Origin of the sequence: Robertmurraya korlensis NBRC 107688 (assembly GCF_001591645.1) — a bacterium.
In the GTDB taxonomy this organism is placed as follows: Bacteria; Bacillota; Bacilli; order Bacillales; family Cytobacillaceae; genus Robertmurraya_A.
In genome coordinates this window covers 68,449-94,305 of sequence record NZ_BCVH01000018.1, presented here as the reverse complement: position 1 = coordinate 94,305, position 25,857 = coordinate 68,449, and the positions used below count along the sequence as shown (strand labels likewise).

22 protein-coding genes and 2 riboswitches are annotated in these 25,857 nt (G+C 41.7%); of the genes, 19 read left to right on the top strand and 3 right to left on the bottom strand.

Going from position 1 to position 25,857, the window contains the following annotated elements:
- Positions 1-720 precede the first annotated feature (720 nt).
- Positions 721-2,547, bottom strand: coding sequence for a potassium transporter KimA (gene kimA / locus BKO01S_RS18790; RefSeq protein ID WP_066057861.1), 1,827 nt, complete (start codon positions 2,545-2,547; stop codon positions 721-723).
- Between the two features lie 113 nt (positions 2,548-2,660).
- Positions 2,661-2,790: riboswitch (cyclic di-AMP (ydaO/yuaA leader) on the bottom strand.
- 191 nt (positions 2,791-2,981) lie between these two features.
- Between kimA and BKO01S_RS18785 the strand changes: the two genes are divergently transcribed.
- From BKO01S_RS18785 to purD, 13 genes are all read left to right on the top strand, one after another.
- Entirely contained in the window at positions 2,982-3,182 is a 201-nt protein-coding gene (locus tag BKO01S_RS18785) for an NETI motif-containing protein (protein ID WP_066057858.1), read from the top strand.
- A gap of 85 nt (positions 3,183-3,267) precedes the next feature.
- Positions 3,268-3,369, top strand: a riboswitch (purine riboswitch).
- 123 nt (positions 3,370-3,492) lie between these two features.
- Entirely contained in the window at positions 3,493-3,981 is a 489-nt protein-coding gene (gene purE / locus BKO01S_RS18780) for a 5-(carboxyamino)imidazole ribonucleotide mutase (RefSeq protein ID WP_066057855.1), read from the top strand.
- Positions 3,968-5,122 (top strand): 5-(carboxyamino)imidazole ribonucleotide synthase, encoded by a 1,155-nt coding sequence (gene purK / locus BKO01S_RS18775; RefSeq protein WP_198158847.1) that lies wholly within the window; start codon positions 3,968-3,970, stop codon positions 5,120-5,122. The genes purE and purK overlap by 14 nt, the downstream gene beginning before the upstream one ends.
- 3 nt (positions 5,123-5,125) lie before the next feature.
- Positions 5,126-6,418 (top strand): adenylosuccinate lyase, encoded by a 1,293-nt coding sequence (gene purB, locus BKO01S_RS18770; RefSeq protein ID WP_066057852.1) that lies wholly within the window; start codon positions 5,126-5,128, stop codon positions 6,416-6,418.
- 79 nt (positions 6,419-6,497) lie between these two features.
- Positions 6,498-7,217 carry a phosphoribosylaminoimidazolesuccinocarboxamide synthase gene (gene purC, locus BKO01S_RS18765; RefSeq protein WP_066057849.1) on the top strand — a complete coding sequence of 240 codons (720 nt, stop codon included), beginning with the start codon at positions 6,498-6,500 and terminating at the stop codon, positions 7,215-7,217.
- Positions 7,210-7,464, top strand: a complete 255-nt coding sequence (gene purS, locus BKO01S_RS18760; protein ID WP_066057846.1) for a phosphoribosylformylglycinamidine synthase subunit PurS — start codon at positions 7,210-7,212, stop codon at positions 7,462-7,464. The genes purC and purS overlap by 8 nt, the downstream gene beginning before the upstream one ends.
- Entirely contained in the window at positions 7,461-8,144 is a 684-nt protein-coding gene (gene purQ / locus BKO01S_RS18755) for a phosphoribosylformylglycinamidine synthase subunit PurQ (protein ID WP_066057843.1), read from the top strand. Before purS ends, purQ begins: the two co-directional genes overlap by 4 nt.
- The gene (gene purL, locus BKO01S_RS18750; protein ID WP_066057840.1) at positions 8,128-10,347 is read left to right on the top strand and encodes a phosphoribosylformylglycinamidine synthase subunit PurL; all 2,220 of its coding nucleotides are present in this window, start codon (positions 8,128-8,130) and stop codon (positions 10,345-10,347) included. Before purQ ends, purL begins: the two co-directional genes overlap by 17 nt.
- Positions 10,332-11,744, top strand: a complete 1,413-nt coding sequence (gene purF, locus BKO01S_RS18745) for an amidophosphoribosyltransferase (RefSeq protein ID WP_066057839.1) — start codon at positions 10,332-10,334, stop codon at positions 11,742-11,744. The genes purL and purF overlap by 16 nt, the downstream gene beginning before the upstream one ends.
- A gap of 167 nt (positions 11,745-11,911) precedes the next feature.
- Positions 11,912-12,937 carry a phosphoribosylformylglycinamidine cyclo-ligase gene (gene purM, locus BKO01S_RS18740; protein WP_066057836.1) on the top strand — a complete coding sequence of 342 codons (1,026 nt, stop codon included), beginning with the start codon at positions 11,912-11,914 and terminating at the stop codon, positions 12,935-12,937.
- Positions 12,938-12,949: 12 nt separating this feature from the next.
- Positions 12,950-13,552: a phosphoribosylglycinamide formyltransferase gene (purN, locus tag BKO01S_RS18735; protein ID WP_066057833.1), complete on the top strand. Its 603-nt coding sequence runs from the start codon at positions 12,950-12,952 to the stop codon at positions 13,550-13,552.
- Complete coding sequence (purH, locus tag BKO01S_RS18730) at positions 13,530-15,065, top strand: bifunctional phosphoribosylaminoimidazolecarboxamide formyltransferase/IMP cyclohydrolase (RefSeq protein WP_066057829.1); 1,536 nt, start codon at positions 13,530-13,532, stop codon at positions 15,063-15,065. Before purN ends, purH begins: the two co-directional genes overlap by 23 nt.
- A gap of 22 nt (positions 15,066-15,087) precedes the next feature.
- Entirely contained in the window at positions 15,088-16,368 is a 1,281-nt protein-coding gene (purD, locus tag BKO01S_RS18725; RefSeq protein WP_066057826.1) for a phosphoribosylamine--glycine ligase, read from the top strand.
- Here the strand turns inward: purD and BKO01S_RS25245 are convergent.
- A complete protein-coding gene (locus BKO01S_RS25245) occupies positions 16,337-16,426 on the bottom strand; it encodes an EYxxD motif small membrane protein (RefSeq protein WP_369691009.1) in 90 nt (29 codons plus the stop codon). The two genes, purD and BKO01S_RS25245, sit on opposite strands and share 32 nt — an antisense overlap.
- A gap of 101 nt (positions 16,427-16,527) precedes the next feature.
- Complete coding sequence (locus BKO01S_RS18720; protein WP_066057825.1) at positions 16,528-16,809, bottom strand: YgaP family membrane protein; 282 nt, start codon at positions 16,807-16,809, stop codon at positions 16,528-16,530.
- A 271-nt stretch (positions 16,810-17,080) separates the two neighbouring features.
- Here BKO01S_RS18720 and BKO01S_RS18715 point away from each other — a divergent pair, with 271 nt between their 5' ends.
- The 6 genes from BKO01S_RS18715 (at position 17,081) to ligA (ending at position 25,854) form a co-directional block, all read left to right on the top strand.
- Positions 17,081-18,823, top strand: a complete 1,743-nt coding sequence (locus BKO01S_RS18715) for an adenine deaminase C-terminal domain-containing protein (RefSeq protein ID WP_066057822.1) — start codon at positions 17,081-17,083, stop codon at positions 18,821-18,823.
- Between the two features lie 55 nt (positions 18,824-18,878).
- Complete coding sequence (locus tag BKO01S_RS18710; protein ID WP_066057819.1) at positions 18,879-19,928, top strand: DUF3048 domain-containing protein; 1,050 nt, start codon at positions 18,879-18,881, stop codon at positions 19,926-19,928.
- A gap of 14 nt (positions 19,929-19,942) precedes the next feature.
- Positions 19,943-20,257 carry a YerC/YecD family TrpR-related protein gene (locus tag BKO01S_RS18705; RefSeq protein WP_066057816.1) on the top strand — a complete coding sequence of 105 codons (315 nt, stop codon included), beginning with the start codon at positions 19,943-19,945 and terminating at the stop codon, positions 20,255-20,257.
- Positions 20,258-20,743: 486 nt separating this feature from the next.
- A complete protein-coding gene (pcrB, locus tag BKO01S_RS18700; protein WP_066057814.1) occupies positions 20,744-21,436 on the top strand; it encodes a heptaprenylglyceryl phosphate synthase in 693 nt (230 codons plus the stop codon).
- Between the two features lie 52 nt (positions 21,437-21,488).
- Positions 21,489-23,711 (top strand): DNA helicase PcrA, encoded by a 2,223-nt coding sequence (gene pcrA / locus BKO01S_RS18695; RefSeq protein ID WP_066057811.1) that lies wholly within the window; start codon positions 21,489-21,491, stop codon positions 23,709-23,711.
- Positions 23,712-23,847: 136 nt separating this feature from the next.
- Positions 23,848-25,854, top strand: coding sequence for an NAD-dependent DNA ligase LigA (ligA, locus tag BKO01S_RS18690; RefSeq protein WP_066057810.1), 2,007 nt, complete (start codon positions 23,848-23,850; stop codon positions 25,852-25,854).
- The last annotated feature ends 3 nt before the right edge of the window (positions 25,855-25,857 follow it).

Sequence of the window (25,857 nt, the reverse complement as noted above, 5' to 3'; positions counted from 1 at the left end):
TATGGGTGCTTTTTTTGTTATATATTCTTTGTTTTATCGTTAGGGATGGTATTAGAATTGAGTGGGTAATAAATAGAGCGGTTCTATTTGACCAAATGAAGCAGTTAATTGTTAAAATGGGTAAATAGAGGTGCACTATCTAACCGCAGGGAGGATTTTTTTAATTAATGGTAAGAGAGAAGGCGTCTCAGTGCCCAAACGGGCGGACAATCATGATGGATGGTAAGAGAAAAGGCGTCTCAGTGCCCAAACGGGTGGACAATCATGATGGATGGTAAGAGAGAAGGCGTCTCAGTGCCCAAGCGAGCAGAAAATCATGATGGATGGTAAGAGAGAAGGTGTCTCAGTGCCCAAACAGGCGGAAAATCAATATGGATGGTAAGAGAGAAGGCGTCTCAGTGCCCAAGTGAGTGGAAAATCATGATGGATGGTAAGAGAGAAAATCCCTCCTTGTCGATTTTAGCGCATAATCCCGATGAATGGTAAGAGAGAGGAACTCTATCTGCCCGTTAGCGAGATCGATTGCCCCAACCGGTAAATAGAGAGGCTCAAACTGCCCTCGAGCAGCAACAGTTGCTCTCACCAGTCAAATAGAAGTGTTTAATTGCTCACTAGCAACATCAACTGCTCCCACCGGTAAAATAAGAAGGGCCGCTCCCCCTATCTGTCTCCAAAAATAAACCAAGCACCCATCAAGGTGCTTGGTTTGCTTTATTTATATTAATGTTTCAAATGATAAGGCAGGGTCGAAACAATTACATTCTTTTTATAAAGCAAGAAGGAACGGATTAATAGGCTCGATTGATTGTGTAGAATATTATGCCAGCCTTTTTTCGGAATGAACTGTGGGATTAATACAGTTACTCTGTAATTCGACTCACTTGCTTTATGCTCGACCGTATCAACAAATTTGGTTAGTGGATGGATGATGCTTCTATAATGAGAATGCAAGGTGACCAATCGTACATCAGGCTGCCACTGTTTCCATTTTTCCTCAAAGCGCTTTTCTTCTTCTCGATCAAATGCTACATAAACAGCAATCACCTGGCTTGCTGAAAGGGACTTAGCGTAGGTAATCGAGTTTTCCACGACATGAGTGATGCCAGCGACAGGAACGATAATCACATTTCCTTCAATCGGAAGTGCTGCCTCACAGGTGGTAACACGAAGCTGATCAGCAATGGCATCGTAGTGCTTCCGAATTTTGTGAAAGAGAAGGACAATTACAGGAATAAAGACAAGCACCGGCCATACTTGGGTGAACTTTGTAATAAAGAACATCAAGGTAACAATGAAACTAATTAGAGCGCCAGCTGTGTTAATCACGAGTTTTGGAACCCAACCAGCTGGCTTTTCGCGAATCCACTTTACCATCATCCCAGTTTGTGAAAGGGTAAAAGGAATAAAGACACCGACTGCATACAGTGGAATTAAATTTTCTGTATGTCCATGAAAAGTAATAATGAGCAAGATAGAAGCAAATCCTAAGATGATGATTCCGTTAGAGTAACCAAGTCGATCTCCTCGAAGTGTAAACATACGAGGGATAAATTTATCATTGGCTAAGTTGACTGCTAATAAAGGGAAAGCAGAGTATCCTGTATTTGCCGCTAGTATTAAAATCAAGGCCGTTGTCCCCTGGACGAAGAAGTACATAAATGTTCGTCCGAAAGTTTGATTCGCAATTTGTGAGACAACCGTTTCTTCTGCCTTTGGAGTAATGCCGTAATAATAAGCTAAGACAACAATTCCAGATAACAGGATTGCTAGCAGTGCTCCCATTAACATAAGTGTCCTCGCCGCATTTTTTGGTGCAGGATCTTTAAAGTTCGGGATCGCGTTTGAAATGGCCTCCACTCCTGTTAAGGCGGAACTTCCTGACGCAAATGCTTTTAGTAAAAGAAACAAGCTGATCCCTGCAACTGGTGTTCCAATTGGCGTATGCAGTTCAGGAGGTACTTGACCTGTGACCACATTAAATAAACCGACTCCAATTAAGATAAACAGTGCTAGTACAAATAAATAAACTGGATAAGCAAGAATAGATGCGGATTCGGTTACCCCTCTTAGGTTTAAAATCGTTAAGAAGATAACAAAAACAATCGCAATCTCCACATTAAAATCATGCAAAGCTGGAAAAGCAGAAGTAATGGCATCGGTACCTGCGGACACACTTACTGCCACTGTTAATATATAGTCAACCAATAACGACCCTCCGGCCACTAGACCTGGATTCACACCAAGATTGGTTTTTGAAACCACATACGCACCGCCACCGTGAGGGTACGCATAAATGATTTGTCGGTAAGATAAGATTAGGGCTGTTAATAATAGAAGAACTCCAATCGCTATCGGAATGGAATACCAAAATGCCACTGCTCCAATAGTTACGAGAACAATGAGAATTTGCTCGGGTCCATAGGCGACGGATGATAAAGCATCCGATGATAAAATAGCCAAAGCTTTTGTTTTATTTAGTTTTTGCTCACCTAATTGGTCGGACTTCAACGGTCTGCCAATAAGTAATCTCTTAAGAGAAGAGATCATGTTTTACACCACCATCTACCAAGATATAATGAAAAAAATCCACAAAAAAAAGCCTACAAAGTCATCAAGAATAAGACTTGTAGACATTAGCAAATTTGCTCTACAAGCTCCACCTTCCTTCTCAAAAAACGCTTACGAGGTTAGCTGTCGGATTCGGGCCTCATGAGTAGCCCTACCTAATAAAAGGATTCACCCCAGGACGTTTTGGGTCCCCCGTACCAATGGTTTCAGCGATTTAAGAATATGAAACTTTGATTATCATACTCCCGTCATTTCAAAATGTAAATGAACATTTTGTTAACGATTTCCCCGTAAAAAACATGTAAGCGATACCTATATAAGAAGGGCTTAGCTAAGCACAAATAGACTTCTATTACATCTTATAAATGGGTATAATAGGTTACTATTAAAGGACAATGAAGGGACTAGAAAAAATGACAAAACCAAAAAAGGCAAATTTCGAAGTAGAAGAAAACGAAACATTGAGTGATTGTCTTGAACGAATGGCGAAAGAAGGGTATACTCCTGTAAAGCGGACAGAAAAGCCCGTTTTTCAAGAGGTAAAAGAGGCGGGAGAGGTTTCTTATGAGCCGATCGCCAGGAAAATTGTATTCGAAGCGCGGTTAATAGAGTAAAACACGAACATTAACTATACATAAATTATAAACGTTCGACAATTTCATTGACAGATTATATAACAGATTGTAATATAGACATGAGATTAATTTCAGAAATAGCCCTCGTATAATAATGGGAATATGGCCCATGAGTTTCTACCCGATTACCGTAAATGATCGGACTATGAGGAATGTGATATGCCCGGAGTAAGAGGCGCTTCTTTTGTGTCTCTTCCATCTTGTATGAACAAGCCCGGACAGATTCCTTTCCTCGTCATGGAAAGGAATCTGTGTGGGCTTTTTATATTATTTAGCCAGGAGGGGTACAATGGAAGCACTAGTTGGAATTATTATGGGAAGCAAATCAGATTGGGAAACTATGAAACTAGCATGTACAGTGCTAGATGATTTAAATATACCTTACGAAAAAAAGGTTGTATCTGCCCATCGTACACCAGACTTGATGTTTGAATATGCGGAAACTGCTCGTGAACGTGGAATTAAGGTAATCATTGCTGGTGCTGGTGGAGCAGCGCACCTACCTGGAATGGTGGCAGCAAAAACAATATTGCCTGTCATTGGGGTTCCGGTGCAATCAAGGGCGTTGAACGGTTTAGACTCCCTACTGTCCATTGTGCAAATGCCTGGAGGGGTTCCGGTAGCAACAGTTGCCATTGGAACGGCAGGTGCTACTAATGCAGGACTGCTAGCAGCACAAATGCTGGGGGCATTCAATGAAGAGATTGCTTTAAAACTCCAAGAAAAAAGAGAACAAACGAAACAAGCCGTTTTGGAAAGTAGTGATGAACTTGTCTAATCCAGTGATTTTGCCAGGACAAACGATTGGGATTATCGGTGGTGGACAATTAGGCAAAATGATGGCCTTATCGGCAAAAGCTCAAGGATACCGAGTGGCTGTACTTGATCCTGCGGAAGATTCTCCTTGTGGCCAAGTATCAGATATTAGCATCGTGGCAGGGTATAACGATCTTGAGGCAATCAAAGAACTTGCGAGCGTGAGTGATGTCATCACATATGAGTTTGAAAATATTGATGCAGAAGCATTGAAATGGCTCGCTGATCATGCATATGTACCACAAGGAACCAAATTGCTAGAAGTTACTCAAAATCGAATGACAGAAAAAGCTGCAATAGAAAAGGCCGGAGTGAAGGTAGCACCTTATGCGGTCATTCTATCTGCACAAGACATTTATGATAATATAAAAAGGCTTGGATTTCCTGCCGTTTTAAAGACAGCTACTGGTGGATACGATGGCAAAGGTCAGCTGGTTATAAAGACACAAAATGATTTCCTACTAGCTGAAAAATTACTAGAGCATGGTCCATGTGTATTGGAAAAGTGGATTCCGTTTGAAAAGGAAATATCGGTGATCGTCGTTCGAAGTGCTAGCGGGCAGACTGAAGTGTTTCCAATTGGGGAGAATATCCATCAAGACAATATTTTACATGAAACCATTGTTCCGGCTCGAATCAGTAGAAACGCAGCTGAAAAAGCATTGCAACTCGCTGAAAAGCTAGCAACTGAATTACAGTTGGTCGGCACGCTGGCAGTGGAGATGTTTCTTGCAAAGGATGATGAGCTTTATATCAACGAGCTGGCTCCTAGACCTCATAATTCGGGACACTACACCATTGAAGCTTGTGAAACATCACAGTTTGAACAGCATGTGCGTGCGGTTTGTAACCTACCGCTAGGAAAAACGACTCTTTTAAAACCAGCTGTTATGGTGAATATATTGGGAGAACATCAAGAAGCTGTCCTTAACGCCATTCCTTCTGTGACCGATTGGAAGATTCATCTTTATGGAAAGATAGAACCGAAAATCAAGAGGAAGATGGGGCATATTACCTTGCTTCGTGAAAACGTAGAAGAAGCATTAGCAGAAATTGAACACAGCGGGATTTGGAGTAAAACTGAAGAATTGATCGGAGGATAAAACATGATTGATCGTTATACACGCCCGGAAATGGGAGCTATTTGGACTGAGGAAAATCGTTTTAAGGCATGGCTTGAAGTAGAAATCCTTGCTTGTGAGGCATGGGTAGAGCTAGGTGAGATTCCGAAAGAGGATGTTGAAAAAATCCGTAAGAATGCTTCTTTCAATATTGACCGTATTAATGAGATTGAACAAGAAACACGTCATGATGTAGTAGCTTTTACAAGAGCGGTTTCTGAAACTCTTGGAGAAGAGCGTAAATGGGTACATTACGGACTAACTTCTACAGATGTGGTTGATACAGCACTTTCTTATTTACTCAAGCAAGCAAATGATATCCTTTTAAAAGACTTAGAGAACTTTGTTGAAATCTTAAAAAATAAAGCTATCGAGCATAAGCATACGGTAATGATGGGACGTACACACGGAGTACACGCAGAACCTACTACATTCGGTTTAAAGCTTGCTCTTTGGTACGAAGAGATGAAACGTAATCTTGAACGCTTTAAGCAGGCAGCAGAAGGCATCGAATACGGAAAAATTTCAGGTGCAGTTGGAACGTACGCAAACATTGAACCGTTTGTTGAAAAATATGTTTGTGAAAAGCTTGGAATTAAGCCAGCTCCGATCTCAACCCAAACGTTGCAACGTGACCGTCATGCACACTATATGAGCACGATTGCTCTAATTGCTACATCGATTGAAAAATTTGCAACGGAAGTACGTGGGTTACAAAAGAGTGAAACGCGTGAAGTGGAAGAATTTTTCGCTAAGGGTCAAAAAGGATCTTCGGCTATGCCACATAAGAGAAATCCAATTGGGTCTGAAAATATGACAGGACTTGCTCGTGTGATTCGTGGATACATGATGACCGCTTACGAAAATGTTTCCCTTTGGCATGAAAGAGATATTTCTCATTCATCTGCTGAAAGAGTGATCCTTCCAGATGCGACGATTGCTCTAAATTACATGCTGAACCGTTTTGGAAACATCGTTAAAAACTTAACGGTCTTCCCAGAAAATATGAAGAGAAACATGGATCGTACACTAGGCTTGATCTACTCACAACGTGTTCTGCTGGCTCTTATTGACAAAGGATTAACTCGTGAACAAGCATACGATACCGTTCAACCAAGAGCTATGGAAGCTTGGGAAAAGCAAGTTCACTTCCGCTCACTAATCGAAAGTGATGAACTAATCACAAGCAAGTTAAGCCCAGCTGAAATTGAAGATTGCTTCGACTACAACTACCATATCAAGCACGTAGATACGATTTTTGAACGTTTAGGATTGTAAAAGATAATATAGGAAGCGTCCCAGCGGCGCTTCTACTCAAAAAATTGCCAATATTCCGATTCAGGAGGTACGATTACTAATGGAAAAAGGTTCCTTATTATACGAAGGCAAGGCGAAACGGGTGTACAAAACGGATGATGAACAAATTGTTTGGATTGAGTACAAGGATTCAGCTACTGCTTTTAATGGTGAAAAAAAGGCAACGATCGATGGAAAGGGTCGTTTGAATAACGAGATTACTAGTTTGTTATTTTTAAAGCTTCATGATGCTGGTATTCCTTCTCATTTTGTAAAGCGCCTTTCTGAGACAGAGCAGCTTGTACAAAAGGTTGAAATTGTTCCTCTTGAAGTAGTCGTTCGTAATGTGGCAGCTGGAAGTTTTTCAAAACGCCTGGGTGTCGAGGAAGGCAAAGAGCTGTCAAAGCCATTAGTGGAGTTTTATTTAAAGGATGATGCATTAGGTGATCCACTTATCACAGATGATCATGTAGAAGAATTAAAGCTTGCCACTCCTGAAGAGGTAGCGCAATTGAAAGAGAAAGCACTGAATGTAAATGCTACTTTATCAAGCTTTTTCAAAGAATTAGGGATTCGTTTAATCGATTTTAAACTAGAGTTTGGGAAGAATACAGCTGGTGAGTTGTTACTTGCTGATGAAATCTCCCCAGACACATGCCGCCTTTGGGATGCGGTCACAAATGAAAAGTTTGATAAGGATGTATTTCGCCGCGATTTAGGAAGTTTAACGGATGCTTATGAAACCATACTTGAAAAATTAGGGGGACCACAACATGTATAAAGTAAAAGTGTTTGTAACGTTAAGAGAGAGTGTACTAGATCCACAAGGAACAGCCGTTGTTCATTCACTACATTCGTTAAATTATCAGGCGGTATCAGATGTTCGAATCGGAAAATATATGGAACTAACAGTTGAAAAATCAGATCGTGATGTAGAAGAAGTAGTGAAAGAAGTTTGTGAAAAAATCCTAGCTAACACGGTCATTGAAGACTATCGTTATGAGATTGAGGAGGTTGTTGCACAGTGAAGTTTGCGGTAATCGTGTTCCCTGGCTCCAACTGTGACATCGACATGTATCATGCGATTAAGGACGAATTAGGGGAAGAAGTAGAATATGTATGGCATGATGCCACTAGCTTAGAAGGATTTGATGCAATTCTGTTACCAGGTGGTTTTTCTTACGGTGACTACCTAAGAACGGGTGCAATCGCTCGCTTTAGTAACGTCATGAAGGAAGTCGTAAAGGCAGCAGAAGCTGGTAAGCCAATTTTAGGTGTATGTAACGGATTCCAAATCCTATTAGAAGCTGGGTTGTTACCTGGAGCTATGCGCCGCAACACAAGCCTAAAATTCATTTGTAAAAATGTTGAGCTTCGTGTGGAAAACAATGAAACGATGTTCTCTGGTAGCTATAAGCAAGGAGAAACCATCCAAATTCCTGTCGCTCATGGTGAAGGAAACTACTATTGTGATGAAGAAACATTAGCTAGATTAAAAGAAAACAAGCAAATCGTGTTCACATATACGAATAATCCAAACGGTAGCTTAGAGGATATCGCTGGAATTATGAACGAAAAAGGAAATGTATTAGGGATGATGCCACACCCTGAAAGAGCGGTAGATCAGCTTTTAGGTGGAGCAGACGGAGTAAAGCTATTCCAATCGATCGTTAAACAATGGAGGGACTCACATGTTGTTAAAGCTTGAGCCAAGTCCGGAGCAAATTAAACAAGAGAAAATCTATTCACAAATGGGCTTGACTGACGAAGAATTTCAAATGGTAGAAGACATTCTTGGACGTACGCCAAACTATACGGAAACAGGTTTGTTCTCTGTTATGTGGTCAGAGCATTGTAGCTACAAAAACTCTAAGCCTGTTCTTCGCAAGTTCCCAACATCAGGAGCTCATGTTCTTCAAGGTCCTGGAGAAGGTGCAGGAATTGTCGATATCGGTGACGAGCAGGCCGTTGTTTTTAAAATCGAAAGTCATAACCATCCATCTGCAATCGAGCCGTATCAAGGGGCAGCTACAGGAGTGGGCGGAATTATCCGTGACGTGTTCTCCATGGGTGCTAGACCAATCGCGTTGTTAAATTCTCTACGTTTCGGTGAGTTAGATGCATCGAGCCGTGTTCAATATTTGTTTAAAGAAGTCGTTGCTGGTATCGCTGGTTACGGAAACTGTATCGGTATTCCGACAGTAGGTGGGGAAATTCAGTTTGACGCTTGTTACGAAGGTAATCCACTAGTTAACGCTATGTGTGTGGGCTTAATTGATCACAAGGATATTAAAAAAGGTCAAGCGCATGGCGTTGGAAACACGGTTATGTATATAGGAGCTAAAACAGGTCGTGATGGTATCCACGGTGCCACGTTCGCATCCGAAGAGTTAACAGAGTCATCAGACGAAAAGCGCCCAGCGGTTCAAGTCGGAGATCCATTTATGGAGAAGCTGCTTTTAGAAGCTTGCCTTGAATTAGTAAAATGTGATGCTCTTGTTGGGATTCAAGACATGGGAGCTGCGGGTCTTACTAGCTCGTCTGCAGAGATGGCAAGTAAAGCTGGCTCTGGGATTGAAATGAATCTAGATCTTGTACCACAGCGTGAAAAGGGCATGACAGCTTACGAAATGATGCTTTCTGAATCACAGGAGCGTATGCTAATCGTTGTAGAAAAGGGACGTGAACAAGAAATTGTTGATATCGTTTCTAAGTACGATTTAGATGCAGTTGCTATCGGAGTGGTTACTGACGACAAAATGCTTCGCTTAGTTCATAACGGTGAAGTAGTAGCGAATGTTCCTGCTGATGCACTGGCAGAAGAAGCACCAGTTTACCATAAGCCATCATCAGAACCTGCGTACTTCCGTGAGTTCCAGGCGATGGAGAACACAGTACCAGAAGTAACAGACCATAACGAAACGTTAGTAAATCTTCTTAAGCAAGCGACGATTGCAAGCAAAGAATGGGTTTACAATCAATACGATTATATGGTTCGTACGAGTACGGTTGTAGCTCCAGGAAGTGATGCAGCAGTGGTCCGTATTCGCGGAACAAGAAAAGCGCTAGCGATGACAACGGACTGTAATTCTCGCTACCTTTACTTGGATCCAGAAACAGGCGGAAAAATCGCAGTTGCTGAAGCGGCACGTAATATCGTTGCTTCTGGTGGCGTGCCACTTGCAATCACAGACTGCTTAAACTTCGGAAATCCAGAGAAGCCAGAAATTTTCTGGCAGATTGAAAAATCGGTGGATGGAATGAGTGAAGCGTGTAACGTTTTAAGTACACCAGTAATCGGTGGAAACGTATCACTTTATAATGAAAGAAGTGGAACGGCTGTTTATCCAACACCGGTAGTTGGAATGGTTGGGTTAATCGAAGATATCGATCATATTACCACGCAAAGCTTTAAAGCTGCTGGGGACTTGATTTATTTAATAGGGGAAACGAAGCCTGAATTTGGTGGAAGTGAGCTTCAAAAGCTGACAAACAACAATATTTTTGGTAAGGCACCTGAACTGAACCTAGAGGTAGAAGAGAAGGCTCAAAAGCAAGTTCTTTCAGCGATTCGTGCAGGAGTAGTAGCATCTGCGCATGACGTGTCTGAAGGTGGAGTAGCGGTAGCACTTGCTGAAAGCTTAATGGGTAGCGAAAATCTAGGAGCAAATGTAACCCTTCAAGGTGAAGCGACAACGGCACTATTTAGTGAGTCGCAATCTCGCTTCGTATTAACGGTGAAAAAGGAAAACCAAGCTCAATTTGAGAGCTTAGTAGATGCAACATATATCGGTACAGTAACAGATTCATCTGTTTTAAAAATAACTTGTGGTGAGGAATTGGTCGTTTCTCAACCAGTTTCTACGCTAGAAAAGGCTTGGAAAGGGGCAATCCCATGCTTGCTGAGCTAAAGGGGTTAAATGAAGAGTGTGGTATTTTTGGTATTTGGGGCCATTCGGACGCTGCACAACTCACGTATTACGGATTGCATAGCCTTCAGCATCGTGGTCAGGAAGGAACGGGAATGGTGGTTTCTGATCAACAGAGATTGAAGGGCTTAAAAGGGGAAGGTCTTGTTGCCGAGATCTTTACGGCTAAGGCGATGGAAGAAATGACGGGAAATGCAGCAATTGGGCATGTTCGTTATGCAACAGCTGGAGGAGGCGGTTATGAGAATGTTCAACCGCTTCTCTTCAACTCACAGACGGGCAGTCTAGCACTTGCACATAATGGAAACCTTGTGAATGCCAATCAGCTGAAGCTTCAGCTTGAGGGCCAAGGAAGTATTTTTCAAACGAGTTCTGATACAGAAGTTCTGGCCCATTTAATTCGCCGTGGTGGATTTTCATCCATTAAAGATCGTGTGAAAACGGCTTTAACGATGTTAAAAGGGGCATATGCCTTTTTGATCATGACGGAAAATGAGTTAATGGTTGCCCTTGATCCGAACGGCATGCGACCATTATCTATCGCAAAACTGGGTGATGCGTATGTGGTGGCATCAGAGACTTGTGCCTTTGACGTAGTGGGTGCAGAGTTCGTTCGTGATGTGTTACCAGGTGAGTTAATTACAATTAATGCAAATGGCATTCATTCAGAAATGTATTCTCTAGCATCAAACCAAGCAATGTGTACGATGGAGTATGTTTATTTTTCAAGACCAGATAGCAATATCCAAGGAATTAATGTTCATACCGCAAGAAAAGAAATGGGGAAGAAGCTTGCATTAGAAGTTCCTATTGAAGCGGATGTCGTAACAGGTGTTCCTGATTCTAGTATTTCAGCAGCGATTGGATATGCAGAACAGTCAGGAATTCCTTATGAAATGGGCTTAATTAAAAACCGTTATGTGGGACGTACGTTTATCCAGCCTTCTCAAGCTTTACGTGAGCAAGGGGTTAAGATGAAGCTTTCTCCTGTTCGTGGAGTGGTTGAGGGCAAGCGTGTCATTATGGTGGATGATTCGATAGTTAGAGGAACAACTAGCCGTAGAATTGTAACGATGTTAAAGGAAGCGGGAGCAAAGGAAGTACATGTGGTTATTAGCTCCCCTCCTATTCAAAACCCATGCTTCTATGGGATTGATACATCTACAAGAGAAGAGTTAATTGCTTCTAAGCTTTCGCCTGAGGAAATTCGTGAGATGATTGGTGCAGATTCACTTACCTTCTTGAGTGTCGAGGGAATGCTTGGAGCCATCGGGAAGGATCCAAGAGAGGATCATTGCGGGCAATGCTTGGCTTGCTTTACGGGTAAATACCCAACGGAAATTTATCCAACTGAACTAACATTAGAAACGGTCAAATAATGGCAGCAGCACATGCTGCCTTTTCTTTAGAAGCGAAGAAAGAAGATAATATTGAACTTTGAACAGTGTCTAGCTGCGCTAGACGGGCGCTTGCGCTTTTCTTATAAAAATGTCTAGCACTGGCGTCTACTTTAGACGCTTGCGCTTTTCTATGGAGGGTTTTTACAATGGCAAATGCTTATAAACAAGCTGGGGTAGATATTGAGGCTGGATACGAAGCTGTCTCCCGAATGAAGAAGCATGTAGAGCGTACGATTCGTCCAGGAGTGCTTGGCGGCTTAGGTGGATTTGGTGGGATGTTTGACCTATCGAGTCTAAATCTGAAGGAGCCGGTGCTCGTCTCTGGAACGGATGGCGTAGGAACGAAATTAATGCTAGCATTCATGCTAGATAAGCATGACACCATCGGGATTGATGCGGTAGCTATGTGTGTGAACGATATCGTTGTTCAAGGGGCAGAGCCGCTTTACTTTTTAGATTATATTGCTTGTGGAAAAGCTGAGCCTAGCAAGATTGAAGCAATTGTTAAGGGGATTGCGGACGGTTGTGAACAAGCTGGCTGTGCACTTGTCGGAGGAGAGACAGCTGAAATGCCTGGTATGTACAGCGAGGAAGAGTATGACCTTGCTGGATTCTCTGTAGGAGCTTGTGAAAAATCTGCTTTAGTTAACGGTGCTTCGATTCAAGCAGGTGACGTGCTTATTGGACTTGCGTCAAGCGGCTTACACAGCAATGGCTTTTCACTAGTTCGTAAGATTTTACTAGAAAAAGCAGGTCTTGAACTCACTCAGTACGTTGATGAGCTAGGGTCTACTCTAGGAGAGGAATTACTGCAACCAACAAAAATCTATGTGAAGCCCCTTTTAGCAGCTTTGAAAAAGTTTGAGATTAAAGGAATGGCTCATATTACTGGCGGTGGATTTGTAGAGAATATTCCACGTATGTTACCAGATGGCTTAGGAGCAGATTTAGAAGAGTCAAACTGGGCGGTACCAGCCATTTTTAATTTGCTTGAAAAGCTTGGTGAGCTTGATCGTAAGGAAATGTATAATATCTTTAACATGGGTACTGGCATGGTAGTAGCAGTTGATCAGAAGATTGCAGAAGATGTTATCAACTTCTTTAATGAAAGTGGAGAAAAAGCCTATGCAATCGGAACGGTATCAAGCCAAGCTGGAATACACATTGGGTAACTGGAGGACGGTATGAAAAATATTGCTGTATTTGCATCAGGCTCGGGCAGTAACTTTGGCGCGATATTAGAAGCAGTTCAATGTGGTGAGCTCAGGTGCCGGGTGCAGCTGTTAGTATGTGACCAGCCGAGTGCATACGCCATTCAAAGGGCAGAAGAAGCTGGAGTATCGACTTTTGTGTTTCGGGCAAAGGACTATTCTTCAAAAGGGGAGTATGAGCAAGAAATCTGTGCACTTCTTACGGAGAAAAACATTGATCTTGTGGTCCTTGCTGGTTATATGAGATTAATTGGTCCTACCTTGTTATCCGAGTTTGAAGGAAAAATCGTAAATATTCATCCATCCATGCTACCAGCTTTTCCAGGTAAGGATGCCATCGGTCAAGCATTAGCAGCCAAAGTAAAAGAGAGCGGTGTAACCGTACATTACGTGGATGCAGGGATGGATACAGGTCCGATTATTGCTCAGCAGGCCGTAGTCGTTGATGAGGAAGAAACAAAGGAAAGCTTACAGAAAAAAATACATGAGGTGGAGCATAAGCTCTATCCTGCAGTCATCAGTCAGCTTTTAAAGGGCGAAAGGAGAACGAAACGTGAAAAAACGAGCATTAATTAGTGTATCAGACAAAACTGGGGTTGTAGAATTTGCCCGCCATTTAAGCGAATTAGGGTATGAGCTTATCTCTACTGGAGGAACAAAGAATGCGTTACAGCAAGCTGGTGTTCCAGTTATTAGTGTAAGTGATGTAACGGGGTTTCCGGAGATTCTTGAAGGTCGTGTAAAAACACTTAACCCTTATATTCACGGGGGATTGTTAGCGAAGTTCTCAGATGAAAACCACCAAAAGCAACTAGCGGAGCATAAAATTGATCCGATCCAAATTGTATGTGTAAACCTTTATCCTTTCCAACAAACCATTGCTAAGCCGGATGTGACGGTTGAAGATGCAATTGAAAACATTGATATCGGTGGACCAACGATGCTTCGTGCGTCAGCGAAAAATCACGAGTTCGTTACCGTTGTTGTCGACCCTTCTGATTACGCTGTGGTACTAGAAGAACTAAAATCTTCAGGTGATGTAGAAAAAGCGACACGCCGTAAGCTTGCTGCTAAGGTATTCAGACATACAGCAGCATATGACGCAATGATTGCGGAGTACATGACAGACCTTGCTGGTGAAGAAAATCCAGAGAAAATGACGGTTACTTATGAATTAAAACAAAGCCTTCGTTATGGGGAAAATCCACATCAAAAGGCTGCTTTTTATCGTAAGCCTCTAGGTTCTGTTTTCTCGATTGCAAATGCGACTCAGCTTCACGGCAAAGAGCTTTCATATAACAATATTAATGATGCAGATGCAGCCCTACAAATCGTAAAGGAATTTACTGAACCTGCTGCCGTTGCGGTTAAGCATATGAACCCTTGTGGAGTAGGAACAGGAACAGATACTTTTGACGCATTCACGAAGGCATTTGCTGCTGACCCTGTATCCATTTTTGGTGGAATCATTGCATTGAATCGTGAAGTAGATAAACAAACGGCTGAAAAACTGCATGAGATCTTTTTAGAAATTATCATTGCTCCTTCTTATTCAAAGGAGGCATTAGAGGTATTAACAAGCAAAAAGAACCTTCGCTTACTAACGATTCCTTTCAATGAAGAAGCAAAGGTAGAAAACAAGCTTGTTTCGATTGAAGGCGGACTTCTTGTTCAAGACCAAGACCGATACACACTAGAAGATGCGACTGTATCTGTAGCAACGAAGCGTGAGCCTAGTGAAGAGGAATGGAAGGCACTTAAGCTTGGCTGGAAGGTAGTTAAGCATGTGAAATCTAATGCGATTGTTGTTAACGATGCAGACATGACACTTGGAATTGGTGCTGGCCAGATGAACCGTGTAGGTGCAGCGAAAATTGCTTTAGAGCAAGCAGGAGAAAAAGCAACAGGTGCGGTACTTGCTTCGGATGCATTTTTCCCAATGGATGACACCGTTGAAGCGGCAGCGAAGGCTGGGATTACAGCTATTATTCAACCGGGTGGATCGATTCGTGATGAGGATTCAGTGAAAAAAGCAGATGAGTACGGAATCGCAATGGTACTTACTGGAGTTAGACATTTTAAACACTAATTTTCAAATGGGGGTACAAACCATGAACGTTCTAGTAGTAGGTCGTGGAGGGAGAGAGCACGCTATATGCTGGAAGGTAAGTCAAAGTCCTTCTGTGAAAAAGGTGTTCGTCGCTCCTGGGAATGTAGGAATGACAGATGTAGCAGAGCGTGTTGACATCTCTGAAGAAAATCAAGACAAGCTGATAGATTTTATTAAAAAAGAACAGATCAATCTTACAATCATTGGACCTGAAGCACCACTGCAAGCCGGACTTGCCGATCGAATTCGTGCGGAAGGGCTAGCGGTTTTTGGTCCTGATCAAAAAGCTGCTGTGATTGAAGGCAGCAAATCGTTTGCAAAAGAGCTAATGGAAAAGTACCAAATTCCAACAGCTGCTTATCAATCCTTCACAAACTTTGAAGAAGCGAAAGCCTATGTCGAGGAAAAAGGAGCTCCTATTGTGATCAAGGCGGATGGTCTTGCAGCAGGAAAGGGAGTGACTGTTGCCCTCACATTGGAAGAAGCGATTGACAGCCTGAGAGACATGCTTGTTGACAGCAAATTCGGGGCAGCTTCGGCAAAAGTGGTCATTGAAGAGTTCTTAGAGGGAGAAGAGTTCTCTCTTATGGCATTTGTGAATGGTGACGTTGTCGTTCCAATGGAAATTGCTCAGGATCATAAGCGTGCCTACGACGGAGATCAAGGGCCAAACACGGGTGGCATGGGGGCTTATTCTCCTGTCCCACAAATCAGTCAGAAGGCAGTTCAAACGGCAGTGGAAACAGTCTTAAAGCCAGCAGCTAACGCGATGATAGCAGAAGGCAGAAGCTTCTGTGGAATCCTTTATGCTGGTCTCATTCAAACCGTGCAAGGACCAAAGGTAATTGAGTTCAATGCCAGATTCGGAGATCCAGAAACACAAGTCGTTCTTCCTAGAATGGAATCCGACCTAGTGGAGGTTATACTTGCCGTGTTAAACGGAGAACAGCCAATCATTCAATGGTCGACGGATGCAGTGGTTGGTGTCGTTTGCGCGGCGAAGGGCTACCCTGAAGAGCCTATAAAGGGCAGTGTCATTGAAGGGCTTAATTTAGTGAAGGATGCACTCGTCTTCCATGCTGGAACAGAGGAGAATGAAGAAGGAAAGATTGTTACTGCAGGGGGGCGTGTATTACTTGCAGCAGCAAAGGCTACCACGCTTCAGACAGCACAGGACGCAGTATATGCTGAGTTAACCAATGTTTCAAGCGAAGGAATCTTCTATCGTAAAGACATTGGACATAAAGCCATTACGTTTGCCGCCGTTTCCCAGACTTCTTAATATAAACAAAGAGCAAGGCGATGATACTGCCTATCAAAGCGATTAAGACAAAGGACATATCGCTAACATATTCCCAAAACATCATGTGATGGACTCCTTTCTATAGTGATTCCCCCTCTAAGCAGAGGGGGATATTTTTTTATTGTTTTAGCGCTTTTCTTATTGAGTACTGTACGGAAAAAACTGCTCAGTCATTGATTTTTCATTAGAAGATTGATTTTGATTGCTTCTTAAATTTTGTTCTCTTTCATATAGGGCAACGACCGGACAAAAGCGTACAATCCCCTCTGCGACCTTCATTGCACCAAGAACTCCGAGTAAAATATAAGAATCTCTCCAGGGCATTTTTGTATGTTTGGCTGTACTCCATGCTAAGACGCTTAAACCAATGGTAATGCGAATAAGAGCATTTACGATTCCGATGTTAGGTTTAACATTCATGGAATTGTCACTCCTTTACATTTATTTTAAAAATTTAGTTATTCTTTACTGCGTTAAATAGTGAAATATGATACTATAAAAATCAAACCTACAAAATGTAAGGGTTTTCATTATGTTGAGTTAAGGGTAGTTTCTAACAAGTCAGTTGAAAAAATGTGTTAATAAATCTAACAAATCAATGGTAGAATTTCGATATTTCAACTATTGTTACCCGTAATATGACAAAATTTTTCTAGAATAAGAATTACACATCTTAAGGGAGGGACATTCAATGCTGGATCAGCGATATCGGTGGAAAAATAAACATATTAGAGAACATATTTCCGTTCTAGATGGAATGGTTTCTCCATCCATACTTTTAACCAATGCCAAGTATTTAAACCAGACGTTTCGTTCTTGGATGACAGCAAATATTTGGATATATGACGACCGCATTATTTATGTTGGCGACAAATATCCTGACAATGTAGAGAACTGTGAAATAGTGGATTGTTCAGGTCTTTTGTTGGTGCCTGGCTATATAGAGCCACATGCCCATCCCTTTCAAATATATAATCCCCATTCTCTAGCGCACTATGCATCACAAGGTGGAACGACCACACTAATCAATGACAATATGGTGCTTGCCTTACAGTTGGAAAAAAATAAAGCGTTCTCATTTATGAGAGAAATGCGTAAATCACCAACGACGATGTACTGGTGGTGCCGATTTGATGCACAAACAGAAATTCGAGAAGAGGATCAAATCTTTTCTCATAGCAATGTAAAGTCCTGGCTTGAAAATGATTCGGTCATTCAAGGGGGAGAGCTGACCGGTTGGCCAAAGCTCCTAGATGGCGATGATATGATGCTTCATTGGATGCAGGAAGCAAAACGAATGAGGAAGAAAGTGGAAGGTCATTTCCCTGGAGCATCTGAAAAAACATTAGCAAAAATGATGCTATTTGGTGCAGACTGCGATCACGAAGCGATGACAGGGGAGGAAATATATAACCGCCTCATGCAGGGGTATATGGTTTCTTTAAGACATTCCTCCATCCGTCCAGATTTACCTGTGCTTTTAGATGAGATCCATCAGCTTGGAATCACAATGTACGACAAATTTATGTTTACGACAGACGGGGCCTCTGCTTCCTTTTATCAAGATGGAATCATTGACGAAATGATTCGTATTGCAATTGAAAAGGGAGTACCGATCATTGATGCATATAATATGGGGACCATTAATGTGGCGCGCTATTATAATATCGAGCACTTGCATGGGAATATTGCGACAGGAAGAGTGGCTAATATTAACTTTTTGACAGATGAGGAAAATCCTACTCCTGTATCGGTACTTGCAAAAGGAAAGTGGGTAAAAAGAGACGGAGAAGACACAAATGCCTATGAGCCACTTAATTGGGTAGATATGGGATTTGAACCGTTAAAGTTAGACTGGGAGTTATCCATGGATGATTTTCAATTTTCGATGCCTTTTGGAATTAAAATGGAGAATGCGGTGATTACAAAACCATATTCGGTATCGATTGATGCAAATTATGATGAGCTTTCCTATGATCATGATGAGTGCTTTTTCATGCTTATTGATAAACATGGGAAATGGAGAATTAATACCATGTTAAAAGGATTCTCTAACAAGGTGCAAGGCCTTGCTAGCTCTTACTCAAATACAGGAGATATTATCTTAATTGGGAAAAATAAGTATGAAATGATGAACGCCTTTCATCGAATGGTCGAGTTGGGTGGAGGAATTGTCATCAGTGAAGAAAGAAGAATCGTGTTAGAAATTCCGCTGCCATTAAGTGGAGTGATGAGCGATCACTCTTTAGAGAGCCTTGTGGAAGAAGATAAGGAATTACTGGCTTATTTAAAAACAAAAGGTTATGCCTACTCAGATCCTTTTTATACATTGCTCTTCTTCTCATCTACTCATCTGCCCTATATCCGGATCACGCAGCAAGGGATGTACGATGTGATGAACAAAATGATACTCTTTCCAACGATAATGCGTTAAAATATAAAAGGACATCATAGAATGAGCATATAAATAGATAATTAGGGGTGTAACGATGCTTAGGAAATGGATAACAGTCGGATTGGCATCTGCCTTTTTACTTACTGGCTGTAACAAAGTAGAAGAGGTTCAAAATAATAGTGATAAACCAGTGGAAGAGGAAGACAAAGGCGTAGAGGCAGTAGAAGAAGTATCGAAAGCTTTTGAAGCTCCGTTAACTGGTGTTGAACTTGCAGAAGAACCCTCTGGTCGAGCGTTTGGGGTTATGATAAACAATGATCCAAAAGCTAGACCTCAGTCCGCGTTGAACCAGGCTGATATCGTCTACGAAGTGTTAGCTGAGGGCAATGTGACAAGATTTCTGGCTATTTTTCAAAGCGAACATCCGGAAAATATTGGGCCAGTAAGAAGCGCAAGAGATTATTATATCGACCTAGCCAGCGGTTATGATTCATTATATATCGCTCATGGCTACAGCCCTGAAGCACAGGAGATGCTTACGAGTGGTGTGATAGATAATTTGAATGGAATGCAGTATGACGGTACTCTTTTTAAACGGGCAAGCTTTAGACAACCACCACATAACTCTTATATTTCATATGAGAGTATTGTAAAGGGAGCGGAGCAGGTCGGATACGACATGACAGAAACTCCTGATTCTCTTCCGTTTTATAAAGAAGACGAGTTAGCCAGTATCACTGGTGAGGATGCTCGGCATGTGACAGTTGCCTATTTAAAGAGTAATCTTTTTAAGGTCGACTACAAATACGATAGCGGTAGCAAAACATATGCTAGATATTCAAATGATGAACAGACGATAGATTTAGACTCAGAGGAGCCTGTTCTCCTCGACAATGTTTTTATTGCTGAAATGGAGCATACGGTATTGGATGACTCCGGAAGAAGAGAAATTGATTTAACCTCAGGTGGAAACGGGTATTTGCTGCAGCAAGGAAAGCTTCTTCAGGTAGAGTGGAAGAATATAGGTGGAAGAATCCTTCCGTTCTTAAATGGTGAAGAGGTCAAGTTTGTCCCAGGAAAAACATGGATCAATATCGTTCCAACGAATCCTGGTTTGGAACAAACCGTTACGATACAATCATAAAGGAGTCTAGATGAATGCAAATTGATAAATTAAGGGGCAAAGAGCTCGACCAATTGTTTAAGGCGGTATTAACTCTAAAGGATTTAGAAGAGTGCTATAAGTTTTTTGATGATTTATGCACAGTTAATGAAATTCAGTCATTAGCACAGCGTTTAGAGGTAGCCCGTATGCTTCGTGAAGGGAAAACCTATCATAAAATCGAAACAGAAACAGGTGCAAGTACTGCAACCATTTCGCGCGTAAAGCGTTGCTTGAATTACGGTAATGATGCGTATGAGATGGCACTAGAGCGTGTGAAGGAAGAGGAAGCAGGGACGATTTCGGAATAAAAAAATAGCGGGATAAAAGGATTAGAGATGAAAATATCTCTAATCCTTTTTTGAATTTCCCTTTTTACAAAAGCAGTAAAGCATGTTTGAAAAATAAGCGGAGAAATTTCTCTTAATTAGGGAAATCGCACTGAAAAAAACCTAAATAGAAGGAAAGATTCCGACTATTGGCTCGAAAAACGTGAAAATGGCTAATTTTGCTTTGATAACCGGAAAACCTCCGCTTATATAACCCAAAACAAGCTGTATTCTGTAGCTTAACAGAAAAATCTCCGCTTATTTGTATCAACTAAGCTTCTATAAATCCGCCAGATTTTTAAAAAAACTCTCCTGTATCCATGTGAACTCCCTTCTTCCTATTTTTGAAAATATTAATGATGTTAACTTAGAAAAAACGAAACCGAAGAGAAATCTTCGGTTTTCTTTTTTGTCTCTTTCGCTAGTGCTATAATGGTGTAATGGAATAGTAGAATGGAGGGTTACAGCATGTACGATGCAAGAGAATGGCGTCATGCTTTTAAATTAGATCCTGACAAAACAATCTCAGAGGAAGCTCTTGAGAGAATCTGTGAGTCAGGCACAGATGCAATTATCGTTGGTGGAACAGATGGTGTGACCATCGATAAGGTGCTAGATTTGATGGCAAGGATTCGTCGTTATACGGTTCCTTGTGTACTGGAAATCTCGAATTTAGAATCCATCACTCCTGGATTTGATCTGTATTTTATCCCTACCGTCTTAAATAGTACGGATGTGAAATGGATTACGGGACTACACCATCAGGCAGTCAAAGAATACGGGGAAATAATGAACTGGGATGAAATACTAGTTGCAGGATACTGTATCTTGAACGAGAATTGTAAGGCGGCTAAGCTCACGAATGCGAAAACGTCCTTATCAACAGAGGATGCTGTTGCCTATGCTCAAATGGCAGATAAAATGTTTCATTTGCCCATTTTTTATCTAGAATACAGTGGAACCTATGGAGATCCTGAGTTAGTGAAGGCAGTTAGTCAATCGGTCCAGGAGACAACGGTGTTTTACGGTGGCGGGATTCAAACATTAGAGCAGGCGAAGGAAATGGCTGAAGTAGCAGATGTGGTTATCGTGGGGAATGCCGTTTACGAAAATTTAGAAGAAGCCCTTCAAACGGTAGAAATTAAATTGATAAAAGGGTAGAAGAAAGATAAAATAGTATAAGAACATATGTTTGTATGGTGGTGAAAATAGAGTGCAATATTTAACAGATAAATTATTAAATGGTCTAAATCCAGAACAACAACGAGCGGTGAAAACGACTGATGGTCCTCTATTATTGATGGCTGGTGCGGGTAGTGGGAAAACAAGAGTACTTACGCATCGTATTGCTTATTTGATGGTTGAAAAGCAAGTTAACCCATACAATATTTTGGCGATCACGTTTACGAATAAAGCAGCACGTGAAATGAAGGATCGTATTTACTCCATGATGGGTGGAGTGGCAGACGAAATTTGGGTGTCTACCTTTCACTCCATGTGTGTACGTATTTTACGAAGAGATATTGATCGATTAGGATACAATCGTAATTTTACGATTCTTGACACAACGGACCAACAGTCGGTGGTAAAGACGATCTTAAAAGAAAAAAACCTTGATCCGAAGAAGTATGATCCACGTGCCATCCTTGGAGCAATCAGTTCTGCGAAAAATGAACTGATTAGTCCGGAAGAATTCGCAAAAAATGCGGGAGGACATATGGATCAAATCGTTTCCGATGTATACGAGCTTTATCAGAAGCGATTGCGCAAAAATCAAGCACTTGATTTTGATGATTTGATTATGACAACGATTCAGCTTTTTCAGCGTGTTCCTGAGGTATTAGAATTCTATCAACGAAAGTTTCAATATATACATGTCGATGAGTATCAAGATACAAACCGTGCTCAGTATATGCTGGTCAAACTTTTGGCGCAACGCTTCCAAAATTTATGTGTCGTTGGGGACTCAGACCAATCGATTTATCGCTGGCGTGGGGCGGATATCGCCAATATCCTTTCTTTTGAAAAGGATTATCCACGTTCGGAGGTTATTCTTCTAGAGCAAAACTATCGCTCCACAAAGAGAATTCTTTTTGCAGCGAATGAAGTCATTAAAAACAATCTAAACCGAAGACCCAAAAATCTTTGGACCGAAAATCCAGAGGGAAATAAAATTTACTATTATCGTGCGGACAGTGAGCAAAGTGAAGCACAGTTCGTAGCGGGGAAAATTAAGGAAGCCATACAAAGTGGAGAACGAAAATACTCCGACTTTGCCATTCTGTACAGAACGAATGCCCAGTCCCGTGTAATGGAGGAAGTGTTACTGAAGTCGAACATTGAATACTCCATCGTCGGTGGGGTGAAGTTCTATGACAGAAAAGAAATTAAAGACACACTTGCTTACCTGCGTTTGATTGCAAACCCAGATGATGATATTAGCTTATCACGTGTGATTAATGTTCCTAAAAGAGGAGTCGGGTCTAGTTCGGTTGATAAAATTGCCAACTTTGCGGACATGCATGATATGTCTATGTTCCAAGCGCTAGGGTCTATTGAGTTAATCGGATTAAGTCCGAAAATCACAAAGGCATGCCGAGAGTTTTACGATCTGATTAATAACTACACTCATATGCAAGAGTACTTATCGGTAACCGAGCTTGTAGAAGAAGTGTTAGAGAAAACCGGCTATTATGAGATGTTAAAAGCGGAAAAATCGATTGAAGCACAAAGTCGCTTGGAAAACTTGGATGAATTTTTGTCAGTTACGAAAAACTTTGAAGAAGGAAATGACGACAAAAGTTTGATTGCCTTCTTAACCGATCTTGCCCTTGTTGCGGACATAGACAAGCTTGATGAAGATGGGAAGCAAGTTGATACCGTAGTCTTAATGACCTTACACTCGGCAAAGGGTCTTGAGTTTCCTGTCGTCTTCCTACTTGGACTAGAGGAAGGGGTATTCCCACATAGTCGTTCTCTTATGGAAGAAGCGGAGATGGAGGAAGAGCGTCGCCTCGCATATGTAGGAATCACAAGAGCAGAGGAAGAACTGTATATTACGAATGCACAAATGAGGACCTTATTTGGGCGTACGAACATGAATCCCCCTTCTCGATTTATAGGAGAAATTCCATCCGATCTGATTGATGGATTAGAACCGAAAAAGAAGCCGTTACAATCACGGTCAGAGAGTCCTTTCGCCGCTAGACAAGCAGCCGCTGTACGCAAACCAGTACTTCGTCCAATGACCAATTCGACCGGTGGAGAAGAGCTAGGATGGAAGGTCGGCGACAAAGCCGCCCACGGAAAATGGGGTACGGGAACAGTGGTTAGCGTAAAAGGTGAAGGAGAAGGAATTGAGCTTGATATCGCCTTCCCTAAACCAGTTGGGATTAAACGACTACTTGCTAAATTTGCTCCGATAACAAAAGGGTAAACCATTTGAATCAATCAAACGTTTGATTAATATGGATTCAGCCATTGATAGAACTGGCACGAAGGCAATTCAATCAAACGTTTGATTGAAAAATATTTTTCTATTTTAAAATAATTCTGATGGAAGGGTTGAGTACATGGATCAACAAGCTGCGGAAAAAAGGGTACAGGAGCTGCATGTCCAGTTAAATCAGTTAAACTACGAATATCACGTATTAGACCAACCAACCGTTTCAGATGCTGAATATGATCAATTACTAAGAGAGTTAATCAATCTAGAAGAAACTTTCCCTCAACTAAAGAGTCCGGACTCCCCTACACAACGGGTAGGTGGAGCCGTCTTAGATATGTTTGAAAAGGTACAGCATCAATCTCCTATGCTCAGTCTCGGAAATGCCTTTGGAGAACAGGATTTATTGGATTTTGACCGACGTGTACGCCAAGCGGTGGGAGACCATATTTCTTATGTGTGTGAATTGAAAATTGATGGCCTAGCGGTTTCGCTTCGTTACGAAAATGGTTTATTTATTCGAGGAGCAACAAGAGGAGATGGAACCATTGGAGAGGATATTACGTCTAATTTACGTACAATCAAATCCATTCCCCTACGATTAAAAGAACCCGTTTCGATTGAAGTTCGTGGAGAAGTGTTCATGCCTCGGAAATCGTTTGAAGCATTAAATTTATTGAAGACAGAACGTGGGGAAGAGCTGGCAGCAAACCCTCGAAACGCAGCAGCAGGTTCGCTCAGACAGCTGGACCCGAGAATTGCTGCTTCACGAAATCTAGATATTTTCCTATACAATATTGCTGATGTGGGAGAAACAGGTGTTGTTTCACATAGTGCAGGTCTAGATTTATTAGAAGGTCTTGGATTTAAGACAAATAAGGAAAGAAGAACATGTGCTACGATTGAAGAAGTCATTTCTTATGTGAAGGAATGGACGGAACAGCGTCCGAACCTACCGTATGATATTGATGGAATTGTTATTAAAGTAGACTCACTAGCACAGCAGGAGGAGCTTGGTACAACAGCAAAAAGTCCGCGATGGGCAATTGCTTATAAATTCCCCGCTGAGGAAGTGGTTACTACTTTAAAAGCAATTGAGCTGAGTGTAGGGCGAACAGGTGTGGTCACACCAACTGCCATTCTCGAACCAGTTCGTGTAGCTGGAACAACCGTGCAACGTGCATCACTACATAATGAAGATCTGATTCGTGAAAAGGATATTAAAATTGGCGACCAAGTGGTTGTAAAAAAAGCCGGAGATATTATTCCTGAGGTTGTCAATGTTCTTGTTGAGAGTCGTACAGGTGCAGAGGAAGAATTCCATATGCCCACTCACTGTCCAGAATGTGAAAGCGAGCTAGTGAGGCTTGAAGATGAAGTGGCGCTCCGTTGCATCAATCCGAAATGTCCGGCCCAAATCAGAGAAGGATTAATTCACTTCGTATCCAGAACGGCCATGAATATTGATGGTCTTGGTGAAAAGGTAATCAGTCAATTATTTGCAGAAAAATTGATTGAAGATGTGGCAGACATCTACAAACTTACCTTTGACCAGTTGATTCAGTTGGAGAGAATGGGAGAAAAATCAGTCAATAATTTGATTGAAGCGATCGAAGCTTCCAAAGCCAATTCACTTGAAAAGTTGCTTTTCGGTTTAGGAATCCGTCATGTTGGAGCCAAAGCGGCAAAAACTCTTGCGCAAGAATTTGAAACGATTGACCGTTTGGCGGCGGCAACGGCTGAAGAATTAACAGCCATCAATGAAATCGGAGAAAAGATGGCCGAATCAGTAGTCGCTTACTTTGAGCTTGAAGAAGTAAATGAATTGATGGAAGAGCTGAAAGCAGCAGGAGTAAATACGACTTATCTTGGACCGAAAAGGGTTGTCGTTGAAAATATCGACCATTTCTTTGCAGGAAAAACGATTGTACTAACAGGAAAGCTAGAACAGCTGTCACGGAATGATGCAAAGGAACAAATAGAGGCTTTTGGCGGGAAAGTAGCAGGAAGTGTAAGTAAAAAAACAGATCTGGTCATCGCCGGGGAAGATGCTGGATCCAAACTAACCAAAGCAGAACAACTTGGAATTGAAGTGTGGAATGAAGAGAGATTAGTGGAAGAATTGAAGAAATAGAGG

Excerpts from the sequence above, each read along its gene's own strand:
- purL (WP_066057840.1), top strand. The coding sequence starts at position 8,128 with ATGTTGTTAAAGCTTGAGCCAAGTCCGGAGCAAATTAAACAAGAGAAA.
- BKO01S_RS18785 (WP_066057858.1), top strand. The coding sequence starts at position 2,982 with ATGACAAAACCAAAAAAGGCAAATTTCGAAGTAGAAGAAAACGAAACA.
- purM (WP_066057836.1), top strand. The coding sequence starts at position 11,912 with ATGGCAAATGCTTATAAACAAGCTGGGGTAGATATTGAGGCTGGATAC.
- BKO01S_RS18710 (WP_066057819.1), top strand. The coding sequence starts at position 18,879 with ATGCTTAGGAAATGGATAACAGTCGGATTGGCATCTGCCTTTTTACTT.
- kimA (WP_066057861.1), bottom strand. The coding sequence starts at position 2,547 with ATGATCTCTTCTCTTAAGAGATTACTTATTGGCAGACCGTTGAAGTCC.
- BKO01S_RS18705 (WP_066057816.1), top strand. The coding sequence starts at position 19,943 with ATGCAAATTGATAAATTAAGGGGCAAAGAGCTCGACCAATTGTTTAAG.
- ligA (WP_066057810.1), top strand. The coding sequence starts at position 23,848 with ATGGATCAACAAGCTGCGGAAAAAAGGGTACAGGAGCTGCATGTCCAG.
- purB (WP_066057852.1), top strand. The coding sequence starts at position 5,126 with ATGATTGATCGTTATACACGCCCGGAAATGGGAGCTATTTGGACTGAG.
- pcrB (WP_066057814.1), top strand. The coding sequence starts at position 20,744 with ATGTACGATGCAAGAGAATGGCGTCATGCTTTTAAATTAGATCCTGAC.
- purC (WP_066057849.1), top strand. The coding sequence starts at position 6,498 with ATGGAAAAAGGTTCCTTATTATACGAAGGCAAGGCGAAACGGGTGTAC.
- purD (WP_066057826.1), top strand. The coding sequence starts at position 15,088 with ATGAACGTTCTAGTAGTAGGTCGTGGAGGGAGAGAGCACGCTATATGC.
- BKO01S_RS25245 (WP_369691009.1), bottom strand. The coding sequence starts at position 16,426 with ATGTCCTTTGTCTTAATCGCTTTGATAGGCAGTATCATCGCCTTGCTC.
- purN (WP_066057833.1), top strand. The coding sequence starts at position 12,950 with ATGAAAAATATTGCTGTATTTGCATCAGGCTCGGGCAGTAACTTTGGC.
- purK (WP_198158847.1), top strand. The coding sequence starts at position 3,968 with ATGAACTTGTCTAATCCAGTGATTTTGCCAGGACAAACGATTGGGATT.
- purS (WP_066057846.1), top strand. The coding sequence starts at position 7,210 with ATGTATAAAGTAAAAGTGTTTGTAACGTTAAGAGAGAGTGTACTAGAT.
- purF (WP_066057839.1), top strand. The coding sequence starts at position 10,332 with ATGCTTGCTGAGCTAAAGGGGTTAAATGAAGAGTGTGGTATTTTTGGT.
- purE (WP_066057855.1), top strand. The coding sequence starts at position 3,493 with ATGGAAGCACTAGTTGGAATTATTATGGGAAGCAAATCAGATTGGGAA.
- BKO01S_RS18720 (WP_066057825.1), bottom strand. The coding sequence starts at position 16,809 with ATGAATGTTAAACCTAACATCGGAATCGTAAATGCTCTTATTCGCATT.
- BKO01S_RS18715 (WP_066057822.1), top strand. The coding sequence starts at position 17,081 with ATGCTGGATCAGCGATATCGGTGGAAAAATAAACATATTAGAGAACAT.